Raw genomic sequence first — 8,951 nt, 5'->3', positions numbered from 1 at the left:
GATGAAGCTGATCAAGTCGCCAAGCTTAATGAACAATTGCCAAGAAAGATTGAATCCGAAGCAATCAGGCGACAGTTTCGCCGGAGTTGGTGCGCGAGCGCATTTGCACCGCTGCGCCTTCCTCAAGCCTCTGTTTTCAAAACGGAAAGCAGAGCATGGATGCGGCTCGATGCTGCCGCTTGCGGGCCAGCCGGCTGGTAACACTGGTTAAGTGGTAAATGCTTTGACAACGCCCGGTGCGCGGTCACGCGCGCTTCCGTTCCCGATGAGCAGGGCCGAATATAACCGCGCTTGCGCCTGACACCGCTGCCACTTCGCCCTATAATGACGAGGAGTGGCTGTCGGGGACGCCGCTTGCAAGGTGACACGCAAAGGCGAACATGACCGATCAGCGAAATGACGATGCCGTTGGCCAGTTGATCTCGCGCGTTGCGCTGGGCGACAGAAAGGCCTTTTCCGATCTCTATGGCAGGACCGGGCCGAAACTTTTCGGCGTCTGCCTGCGTATACTCAGGCAACAGGCCCAGGCGGAAGACGCGCTGCAGGAGATTTACGTCAAGATCTGGCAGCGATCGCAAAGCTTTTCGGCCGGACAGGCTGCGCCCATGGCGTGGCTGGTGACGATCGCGCGCAATCATTGCATCGACATGCTGCGCGCCCGCCGCCCCGATCCGGTCGAACTGGACGATGCGCCGTTTGTGGCCGACGAGGCGCCCGATCCGGAAGCCGTTGCTGTCAACACCAGCGAGGGCCGCCGCATCGACAATTGCCTTGGTCAACTGGATGCCGACCGGGCGCAGGCCGTGGTCAGTGCCTATGTCGAAGGCTACAGCTATCAGGAGCTGGCCGGCCAATACAGCGTGCCGCTGAACACCATGCGCACCTGGCTTCGCCGCAGCCTGATCAGCCTGAAGGAGTGTATGGAGCGATGAGCACAGGTCACCAAGGACCATCCGGACACGGACCGCAGGACGATATCGCTCTTGCCGGCGAATATGTCGTCGGCGTGCTGCCCGATGCCGAGCGCCGGGAAGCCGAGCGGCGCATTGCCACCGATCCCCGGTTTGCCGGACTTGTCGCGGGCTGGCAGACGGACCTGTCCGAACTCGACAAGGCCTATGAACCGGCCAACATTCCGCCAATCGTCCGCCAGCGCCTCGACAAGCGCCTGTTCGGCAGCGAGGCCGGCGCCTCGGCGCGGATCTGGGGATCTCTCAATTTCTGGCGCGGCCTTGCCGTCGCCTCGCTTGCCGTCGCCGTTGCTTTTGCCGCCGTGAACACCGGCCTTCTGCCCGGCCCGGACGGCGCGCCTGACGGCCTCCCCACGGCGCCGCTGATCGCCGATCTGGCCGGTGATGATGCGCCGATGGCGATGGTCGCCCGCTACGATCCGGAGAGTGCCACGCTCAACATCGTGCCGGCCGCGCTCGGCGGGGCGGAGAAATCCCTGGAATTGTGGGCCGTGCCGGGCGACGGCGTGCCCCGCTCCCTCGGCCTCATCCCGGCCGATGGTGGAACTCTGACGCTGACCGAGCAGCAAGCCGAACAATTGGGCGAGGGCGTTACCCTCGCCGTGTCGCTCGAGCCGGCGGGCGGCTCGCCGACCGGTGTTGCCACTGGTCCCGTGCTCGTCGCCGGCCCGCTCGCCAAACAGTGATCAGTCCTCCTTGATCGCCGGCCCCTGAACGCCGGCCACTGGGGCGCGTGTCTGTGACATTCGGTTGCGGATGGCACGGATTGCCTGGAAGGCGAGCAGCCCCGCAGGTCCGAACAGAAAGATCAACGGCAGGCATGGTGCAACCAGCCAGAAGCGAACATCTTCTGAGCGGGCCTTGCGACAGACCCAGGCGCCGAGGAAAAGATCAAAAGCCAGAAAGTGAATCCAGCCCGCAAGCGCGGCTTGACGGTAGGAAAACAGCGCCATTACCTCCGCCAGCGTGCCGAAGCCGCCACCGCTGGCAGAGGAGGGCACGATCAGCAGCGCAAGGTAGCCCAGCGATAGCACGGCTGGCAGTAGCGTCCCGGCGATCCGGTCTGACCATACCGGAATGAGCGGTGAGGCCAACAGGAACAGCCAGCCTGTCATGGCAATGATACTGGCGGTCGAGAACAGAGTTTCAAAGTTCATGGCGGGAGGGACCTTCCGGTTGCGGAAGTACCCGGTCTATTGCAATATGCTTGCAAACGCAATTAATTTGCAATAGATATGTCGCATGACCGATTTGCACACCACCAATGCGCTGCGCCTGCTCCAGGCCGCTGACGATTTCCGCGCCGGGCTGAGCGGCGAGTTCGCAGCCGTTCACGGAATCTCTGTCAACGAGTTCCTGCTGATGCTTCATCTTGAACGCTCTGCGGCAAAGCGGCTGTCCCGCGTCGATCTGGCAAAGCGGATGCACGTCAGTGCGTCCACCATCACGCGCATGGCCGCACCGATGGAGAAGATCGGCCTTGTGGATCGGGAGATCGATGCGCGGGATGCGCGGCTGGTTTTCGTGGTGACCACGGATGCCGGGCGGGAAAAATTGTTTCAGGCGCTTGCGACCTTCTCGAAGCGGGCAGGCGACCTGTTCGATGACCGGTGGGACGACGAGGAGGTGGAGAAATTCGCCTCGATGGTGCGCCGCCTGATGGCCGCAACAGGAGACATGCTGGCCTGAAAGGGCAGGGCGCCCGCAACCCCGCCGCTCCGGGCTTTCAGCCCTCGGTGAAAAAAGCTGAAACTATTTTGCACGCGCCCTCGTCTACCTCCCTGCAACCGCCGGAACCATCTGGCGGCCGAGATGAGTTTGGCCCCGCCCGACCATCGAGAACAACAATCCAGGAGGATCAGACATGAAGACTTTGCTTCGCACACTCGCCGCCGGTGCCGTGATCGCCGCTGGCCTGACTGCCGCCCAGGCCGACGACCACGCCAAGAACCCGATGGTCGGCGGTGCTGAAATGTTCGCCGACAAGACCATCGTCGAAAACGCCGTCAACTCGAAGGACCACACCACCCTGGTTGCCGCCGTCAAGGCTGCCGGTCTGGTTGAAACGCTGAGCGGCGAAGGCCCCTTCACCGTCTTCGCGCCGACCAACGCTGCATTTGAAGCCCTGCCGGCTGGCACGGTCGAAGATCTGCTGAAGCCGGAAAACAAGGACATGCTCACCAAGGTCCTGACCTGCCACGTGGTCGGCGCCGATGCGGATTCCTCGGCCATCATGAAGATGGTTGATGATGATGGCGGCACGCACCCTGTGACGACGGTTGGCGGCTGCGAGCTGCAGGTCACCTATGAAGGCGACAAGGTGATGATCGAAGACGAGAACGGCAATGTTGCCAACGTCACCATCGCCGATGTCGACCAGTCGAACGGTGTGATCCACGTGATCGACACGGTGCTGCTGCCGAAGATGTAATCGGCACCGACGGAGAACCGGCTCCGCCGGAGAATCCGCTGCAACGGTCGGCTCCCGTGCGCCAATGCGCGGGGGCCGATTGCACTCACGCTGTCATCACGCCCATTTGAGCAATTTCGTTTTGTCATGCCGCCGCTGTGGTATTACCAGGAAAGAAAGAGGAGAATTCTCATGACGAACCCCTCATTCAACCGCAGAAAACTGCTTCTCGCCGGGGCCGCCACCATGGCCGGTGTCGCCACGGTCGGCATTGCCGCCATGCTGCGGCCGGACGGCCACCGCGCCCGCGCCGAAACCGCCGGCGACTTCGAAATCTCGCTCAGCGAGGCCGAATGGCGCCAGCGACTGACCGCGGAAGAGTTTCGCATCCTGCGTGAGGAAGGCACCGAGCGCGCCTTTTCCAGCCCGCTCGACAAGAATTACAAGCCGGGCATCTATCATTGCGCCGGCTGCGATCTGCCGGTCTATTCCTCGGAAGCGAAATATGACAGCGGCACCGGCTGGCCGAGCTTTTACCAGTCGCTGCCCGATGCCATCGGCACCAAGGACGACCGCTCCCTGTTCGCGCTGCGCACCGAGGTGCACTGCCGTCGCTGCGGCGGCCATTTCGGCCATATCTTTGACGATGGCCCGGCGCCCACCGGCCTGCGCCATTGCCTGAATGGTGTTGCCCTGCGCTTTGCGCCACAGGCCGCCTGAGCCGCCAGAACCGCGTAAAGACAACATTGCATCAAAAAGCCGGGTCTCGTAAGGCCCGGCTTTTTCTGTGTTGCATTCGCGGTGGCAATTGGCTTAGCGCGCCGCGGCAGCCTGCGAAGTCTTGCCGGTGACGCGCACCCAGCGGGCCGCATTGTCCTGCGACTGCATTTTCAGATAGGCCAGTCCGGTGCGGTTCACCGGCAGCACGTCCTGGCGCATATTGTCGAGGACGAAATCCCCCTCGCGCGTGCGCACCACCAGCACCGTATGCGGTTCGCCGCGCCGCCGTGCCATGGTCAGCAACAGCTGCGAGGCGGAAAAACCGCGGCGCAGCAGCGCCCGCCGCTTGGCCAGGGCATAATCTTCGCAGTCCCCGGCCTTGGTATTGGCCGTCCAGTGCTCGCGCTTGCCGAACTGGCGGATGTCCGAGACCGGCTTGATGGCGCGGTTGACGGCCGTATTGACCGAACGCAGCGTCGACAGCCGCGCCGCCGGCAGATCCTTGGCGCGCGCGCTGGCGCGGCAATCGCTTCTGTTCTTGCTGCAATACTGCACATGTCCGTAGGGGCGGGAGGTTTGCCCCCCGGTCTTCAGCCACACCGAGGCCTGTGCCATCGGCGCAACGAGAAAAGCCGCGGCAGCGAGTGTCGCGGAGATAAGAATACGGCCTGGCTTCATGCGGTTCGCTCCTCAAGGTCGCAGCCGCGACGAAAACCAGGCGGGGCTGACGATAGTGCTGCCGATGTTCCCCCCGCTGTTGTGCTTGTTATGGCGGGACAGGGTGTGATCTTAACGAAAGGCCGCACCCGTTCAAGTGGATCCTGCAGCCTCCAGCATCAAAGCCGCCGTAGATGTCGAGAATATGACCGGGGGCGGGATCGCTGCCGCCGCCGCGCTGACGCGGCCTCGCATGGCCGCTCCCAAAAACAGATGCGGCCACCACCAGAGAATGATGCCTTGTGCATTCATCCCGCTGATGGTGGCCTTGCAGATGGGCCGGACGGCCCATGAGGAGTTCGGCTGGGTTAGTAGGCGCGCACACCGTCTCCGAGGCGCGGCTGCTGCGACAGGTTGACATATCCGTTGCTGGATACATCCGCCGTTGCGCCGATCGAGGCGGTTGCCGTGTAGTCGATGCCGCCGTCGAAGCTCGGGCCGGAAGCGCGCGGCGAGATGCCGAGCTGCAGGTTGGACGGCACGCCGGTTTCGGCGATCGGCGCCTGCGCGGTGACAGCTGCAGTATCCTGCGGCAGCAACACGGCGTCACGGGCGGTCGAGCCGTCGGCAAGGGCGGCGGTCGAGGCGGCCAGGGTCAGGCCGAGTGCGATTGCGAGAGTTTTCATGGTCTTATCCTTCTTTGATGATTCAGATGTTGAGGGGTCGGGGGCGCGCTGCGCCGGACGATTTGGCATGCACCCTTAGTAGGCGCGCACACCATCGCCGAGGCGCGGCTGCGTCCAGAGCTGCACATAGCCATTGCCGGAGACCGAAGCGTCGTCACCGATCGAGGCGGTGGCCGTGTAATCGATCGTGCCGTCGAAGCTCGGACCGCTGGCCCGCGGCGACACGCCACGCTGCAGGTTGGACTGCTCGTTGTTCTGAGCCATCGGCGCTGCGGTGGTGAAGGCGGCGGTCTCCTGCGGCAGGAAATTTGCATCGAGTGCCGTCGAGCCATCGGCGAAGGCGGCGGTGGAGGTGAGGGCGGCAACGCCCAGGGCGATAATCAGCTTGTTCATTTTTTCTCTCCTTTGTTCGAAACCGTTTTGGCCTCTTGTGGTGTTACGGGCCGTCGGTTCTTTAAGTTTCAGATGCAGGAAAACTTCTTTCGTTCCCTGATCGTCCGAGCCGCTTGGCCCGTGTTCGATGACGAAGAGATGCGCCCGAAAAAGGCGCGTTTCAAACCACGATAATGTGTGGCCGGCTAACGTTTTTGTGGCATTGAAAATGCGGGTGCCGACAAATAGGGTTCTGGAACGCGAGCAATTTCAATGGCTTGTCCGATCACATGCCACGTGAGGCGGCGTGAGAAGCAGCGCCGCCGATCACGAAACCGGCCGTTTCGTACACGCCGGCTTGATCGCCAGAGCACAGTTGCGTGATCAGATCGGACCTCCCGCCGGCGCCGCTTTATCCGGCGCGGGAAAAAATGCCCTCTCCGATCCGCCGGAGCGTCGGCGACAAATGCGCGAACGGGGCTTGCTGCCGGGCGCCAGCGGGGCTATATAGCCGCCGCTGGATCGGAGCGTAGCGCAGCCTGGTAGCGCACCTCGTTCGGGACGAGGGGGTCGGAGGTTCAAATCCTCTCGCTCCGACCAGCCTTTTCAAAGACTTAAACCCTTTTTCCCTTCACCCTCTTCCCTGTCTGGTACGGGTTGGGGACGGGTTGGGGTTCAAAACGCATTGGCGGCACCCTCCTGATAGGCAGGGTCATTGTGCAGGTAGGTGCGTTCATACTCAGCAACGGTCAGGCCCAACGATGCGGCCGCCTCCCCGGCTGGGACTCCCTTCTGCGCCAGCCACGTTCCGCGCGTATGTCTCAGAATATGCGGCGTAACATCTTCTCCCAGCCCGGCTGATCTGCGCACCGTGCGAAACGCTTTGTGCGGTTTGGCGATGGGTGCCCCTCGGAAGTGGATGACGTGGCGCAGGCCTTTGTCGCTGGCCTTCCAAGATTTCAGAAACCGCATCAGGCGCGGCGGTATTCGCACCGGGGTCTTGCGCTTGTTGTGTGCGACACGCTCGCCTGTGGCCTTGCGGTAGAGAATGCCGGCATCGAGGTCGATCCATCCGCCTTCCGTGTTCGCCATCCATTGCAGGTTCAGCATGGCTGTAAGGCGGGTTCCGGTATAAAGCCCGATCAGGATCAAGCGTACCATATGCTCGCATTTGTCCTGGCGACGGGCCGCGCGGATCAAAGCGGCAACTTCTTTTCGGGTCAGCCATCGCTCGCGAGGCAGTGATTTGTCAGGGAGGGTGACGACCGGCAGCACGTCCAGTCCATATTCGCGGTGGTAGTAGCGCAGGGCGGCGCGCAGGGTTTCCAGATCGCGGCGCGCGCCAGATGCAGAGATTCGGTGTTTGGCATAGGCGCGGCACAGCCGCCCCTTGATTTCTGAGACGGGCTTGTCGCCCATGAATTCGTTGAGACGGATGATCATCGCGCGGGCCTCGCCGGGCCGCGACAGGCTATCAACGCGCTCGCTGGTGTAGACTAAGAGCACATCGGCAATCGTCACCTGATGCGCACGACCTCCGCGCGGTGCCTCGTATTTTCTGGCGATGTATTCGGCAAGGATGATTTCTGCTTGAGGATCGCCCGGAGCGCATCCTGTGGCGATACGCTTGCCTCCGTCCTTGATATAGAGTTGTTCTCTGCCCGGTCTTTGCCAGAGGCGGGGCGGCTTGCGCGGGTTCGACATCTCTCCAACATCTCCTTGATGGCTCTGCCCGTCACAAAATCCTTCCGGGCGATCTGGATGATTTCGAGATTGCCCTTACGGGCCTCGGTGCGCAATGCCGATGGGGTGATTGCATTGTTGAAGAACCGGCGGCAGGCTTCGCGGAGCGGCATCGGCTCATCGTGATTGAGAGCGCTCATCCATTGTCCTCCGGGGGTTGGGCAGTTCCCAGCCCGGCTATTAAAGCCCGCAGTTTGTCGATCTGCCTATCCTGCTCGTGGATGGTCGCGTCTCGCGCCTCAATCCCGTCGACCTCGCCCTTGCGCTCGCTCGGTGGAATTTCGACCCGTTGCAGTTCCTCGCCATCTCCTAGGACGTAGTGATGGTCGACTTCCAACCGGGTATGGCACCGCGCTACTTCGGCTTCCAGTTCCGCTACATAGGCGGCGATGGCTTCAACTTCGGCCAAGGCGGCGAAAGCTCCAACTCTTTCTTCGAAGAAAGTGCCTGGGTCCGTCGCAGCGATGTAGGAGGACAGCCGGTCCAGCGCCTTCTTTCCTTCATGCTCTGTCATTGGGAATCTCCTCGTGCGTTGCCGCCGCCCCATCCTTCATTGTGTGTCCTGCGCATGAATGCGTAAACGTCCCCGCGCCTCACCTTGCCGCGATATTGAAATCTCTTCCGAGAGGGCCAGTAGTCAAGCCGATGGCCCGCAAGGTCTCGCGACCAATGATACTCAGAGTGTTTAATCCATTCTCCGTCATCACCTGAGATTGCGGCCTGCATAAAGCGACTGCGGTCAGCGTCAAATTTTGCTTTGCAGTGAGCTTTGAGCGCGTCCCAAACTTCATCTCGATCTGTCATTGGGGTTCTCCAAGCCGTTCTCTTTCAGCCAGCGGCGTGCCTTCGTTCGTGCATCGCCCCATCCCTCCCGCGCTACGAACCTTTGTTGAGCCGGGCAAAGATCGGTGTTGCAGGTGCAGTGTCCGCCAAAACTCGGGCAGACGCGCAACTCGGGTGCATTGCTCATGCGTTCTTCCTTTCCTCGAAAAGCGGTTCAACCCGACCAAGCCCGGACGCAATCAGCATTTTCGCTGCATCTGTCCCGTCGGACTTGCGCTCGCTGTAAAGCCCCCACAGGACCAGCCCGACCATGTGCGGGTTGATGCCGACCGATCGCCAGTATTCCTGTTCGTTCATGCCGTGCTGGCGCCTGTGCTCATCGGGGTGCAGCGGCACTGCCCAACGATCCGAGACTTTTTGGCCCTTGCCGCGGCCCGGCGCCCCCAGAGCGGGATTGGCAAAGCTCACATGCGCCGCCTCAACACCCATTCTCCCCGTAACGACACAGGGCAGACCGTGCAGCCATTCGAGATAGGGCTTTGCCTTAACAGCCCTTGTTGCCTTGGAATAGGCGACGGGCTCGGCGGGGGCGATGCGGAAGGCCATGGG

The 8,951-nt window shown here is 62.1% G+C and carries 13 protein-coding genes and 1 tRNA gene; 7 read left to right on the top strand and 7 right to left on the bottom strand.

The window, feature by feature from the left end; translation table 11 throughout:
- Window position 1 precedes the first annotated feature (1 nt).
- From KY465_RS06215 to KY465_RS06205, 3 genes are all read left to right on the top strand, one after another.
- A complete protein-coding gene (locus KY465_RS06215) occupies window positions 2-211 on the top strand; it encodes a hypothetical protein (RefSeq protein ID WP_219200836.1) in 210 nt (69 codons plus the stop codon).
- A gap of 169 nt (window positions 212-380) precedes the next feature.
- Complete coding sequence (locus KY465_RS06210; RefSeq protein ID WP_219200835.1) at window positions 381-932, top strand: sigma-70 family RNA polymerase sigma factor; 552 nt, start codon at window positions 381-383, stop codon at window positions 930-932.
- Entirely contained in the window at window positions 929-1,657 is a 729-nt protein-coding gene (locus tag KY465_RS06205; protein ID WP_219200834.1) for an anti-sigma factor, read from the top strand. Before KY465_RS06210 ends, KY465_RS06205 begins: the two co-directional genes overlap by 4 nt.
- Here the strand turns inward: KY465_RS06205 and KY465_RS06200 are convergent, their stop codons facing one another.
- Window positions 1,658-2,128, bottom strand: coding sequence for an ABA4-like family protein (locus KY465_RS06200; RefSeq protein ID WP_219200833.1), 471 nt, complete (start codon window positions 2,126-2,128; stop codon window positions 1,658-1,660).
- An 85-nt stretch (window positions 2,129-2,213) separates the two neighbouring features.
- Between KY465_RS06200 and KY465_RS06195 the strand changes: the two genes are divergently transcribed.
- The 3 genes from KY465_RS06195 (at window position 2,214) to msrB (ending at window position 4,101) form a co-directional block, all read left to right on the top strand.
- Entirely contained in the window at window positions 2,214-2,660 is a 447-nt protein-coding gene (locus KY465_RS06195; RefSeq protein ID WP_219200832.1) for a MarR family winged helix-turn-helix transcriptional regulator, read from the top strand.
- Between the two features lie 175 nt (window positions 2,661-2,835).
- A complete protein-coding gene (locus KY465_RS06190; RefSeq protein WP_219200831.1) occupies window positions 2,836-3,402 on the top strand; it encodes a fasciclin domain-containing protein in 567 nt (188 codons plus the stop codon).
- A 171-nt stretch (window positions 3,403-3,573) separates the two neighbouring features.
- Window positions 3,574-4,101: a peptide-methionine (R)-S-oxide reductase MsrB gene (gene msrB / locus KY465_RS06185; RefSeq protein ID WP_219200830.1), complete on the top strand. Its 528-nt coding sequence runs from the start codon at window positions 3,574-3,576 to the stop codon at window positions 4,099-4,101.
- Window positions 4,102-4,194: 93 nt separating this feature from the next.
- Here msrB and KY465_RS06180 read toward each other — a convergent pair whose 3' ends face one another.
- From KY465_RS06180 to KY465_RS06170, 3 genes are all read right to left on the bottom strand, one after another.
- A complete protein-coding gene (locus KY465_RS06180) occupies window positions 4,195-4,779 on the bottom strand; it encodes a transglutaminase-like cysteine peptidase (RefSeq protein ID WP_219200829.1) in 585 nt (194 codons plus the stop codon).
- A gap of 347 nt (window positions 4,780-5,126) precedes the next feature.
- On the bottom strand, window positions 5,127-5,444 hold the full coding sequence (locus tag KY465_RS06175; protein ID WP_219200828.1) for a hypothetical protein: 318 nt from the start codon (window positions 5,442-5,444) through the stop codon (window positions 5,127-5,129).
- Between the two features lie 75 nt (window positions 5,445-5,519).
- Window positions 5,520-5,837 carry a hypothetical protein gene (locus KY465_RS06170; RefSeq protein ID WP_219200827.1) on the bottom strand — a complete coding sequence of 106 codons (318 nt, stop codon included), beginning with the start codon at window positions 5,835-5,837 and terminating at the stop codon, window positions 5,520-5,522.
- 502 nt (window positions 5,838-6,339) lie between these two features.
- Between KY465_RS06170 and KY465_RS06165 the strand changes: the two genes are divergently transcribed.
- Window positions 6,340-6,416: transfer RNA gene (locus tag KY465_RS06165), tRNA-Pro, on the top strand.
- A gap of 75 nt (window positions 6,417-6,491) precedes the next feature.
- On the opposite strand, the gene KY465_RS06160 is transcribed toward KY465_RS06165, so the two are convergent.
- The 3 genes from KY465_RS06160 to KY465_RS06150 form a co-directional block, all read right to left on the bottom strand.
- Window positions 6,492-7,520, bottom strand: coding sequence for a tyrosine-type recombinase/integrase (locus KY465_RS06160; RefSeq protein WP_219200826.1), 1,029 nt, complete (start codon window positions 7,518-7,520; stop codon window positions 6,492-6,494).
- Window positions 7,521-7,695: 175 nt separating this feature from the next.
- Window positions 7,696-8,073 (bottom strand): hypothetical protein, encoded by a 378-nt coding sequence (locus KY465_RS06155; protein ID WP_219200825.1) that lies wholly within the window; start codon window positions 8,071-8,073, stop codon window positions 7,696-7,698.
- A gap of 452 nt (window positions 8,074-8,525) precedes the next feature.
- A complete protein-coding gene (locus KY465_RS06150) occupies window positions 8,526-8,948 on the bottom strand; it encodes a DUF968 domain-containing protein (protein ID WP_219200824.1) in 423 nt (140 codons plus the stop codon).
- Window positions 8,949-8,951 lie beyond the last annotated feature (3 nt).

Origin of the sequence: Neohoeflea coraliihabitans, from assembly GCF_019334345.1 — a bacterium.
Classification (GTDB): Bacteria; Pseudomonadota; Alphaproteobacteria; order Rhizobiales; family Rhizobiaceae; genus Pseudohoeflea; species Pseudohoeflea coraliihabitans.
The sequence above is the reverse complement of the archived record's forward strand: the minus strand, read 5'-3'. Positions and strand labels throughout refer to the sequence as shown.

What these genes read in the sequence shown, in the direction of transcription:
- KY465_RS06205 (WP_219200834.1), top strand. Translation starts at nt 929, where the DNA reads ATGAGCACAGGTCACCAAGGACCATCCGGACACGGACCGCAGGACGAT.
- msrB (WP_219200830.1), top strand. Translation starts at nt 3,574, where the DNA reads ATGACGAACCCCTCATTCAACCGCAGAAAACTGCTTCTCGCCGGGGCC.
- KY465_RS06200 (WP_219200833.1), bottom strand. Translation starts at nt 2,128, where the DNA reads ATGAACTTTGAAACTCTGTTCTCGACCGCCAGTATCATTGCCATGACA.
- KY465_RS06160 (WP_219200826.1), bottom strand. Translation starts at nt 7,520, where the DNA reads ATGTCGAACCCGCGCAAGCCGCCCCGCCTCTGGCAAAGACCGGGCAGA.
- KY465_RS06170 (WP_219200827.1), bottom strand. Translation starts at nt 5,837, where the DNA reads ATGAACAAGCTGATTATCGCCCTGGGCGTTGCCGCCCTCACCTCCACC.
- KY465_RS06190 (WP_219200831.1), top strand. Translation starts at nt 2,836, where the DNA reads ATGAAGACTTTGCTTCGCACACTCGCCGCCGGTGCCGTGATCGCCGCT.
- KY465_RS06150 (WP_219200824.1), bottom strand. Translation starts at nt 8,948, where the DNA reads ATGGCCTTCCGCATCGCCCCCGCCGAGCCCGTCGCCTATTCCAAGGCA.
- KY465_RS06215 (WP_219200836.1), top strand. Translation starts at nt 2, where the DNA reads ATGAAGCTGATCAAGTCGCCAAGCTTAATGAACAATTGCCAAGAAAGA.
- KY465_RS06180 (WP_219200829.1), bottom strand. Translation starts at nt 4,779, where the DNA reads ATGAAGCCAGGCCGTATTCTTATCTCCGCGACACTCGCTGCCGCGGCT.
- KY465_RS06195 (WP_219200832.1), top strand. Translation starts at nt 2,214, where the DNA reads ATGACCGATTTGCACACCACCAATGCGCTGCGCCTGCTCCAGGCCGCT.
- KY465_RS06175 (WP_219200828.1), bottom strand. Translation starts at nt 5,444, where the DNA reads ATGAAAACTCTCGCAATCGCACTCGGCCTGACCCTGGCCGCCTCGACC.
- KY465_RS06210 (WP_219200835.1), top strand. Translation starts at nt 381, where the DNA reads ATGACCGATCAGCGAAATGACGATGCCGTTGGCCAGTTGATCTCGCGC.
- KY465_RS06155 (WP_219200825.1), bottom strand. Translation starts at nt 8,073, where the DNA reads ATGACAGAGCATGAAGGAAAGAAGGCGCTGGACCGGCTGTCCTCCTAC.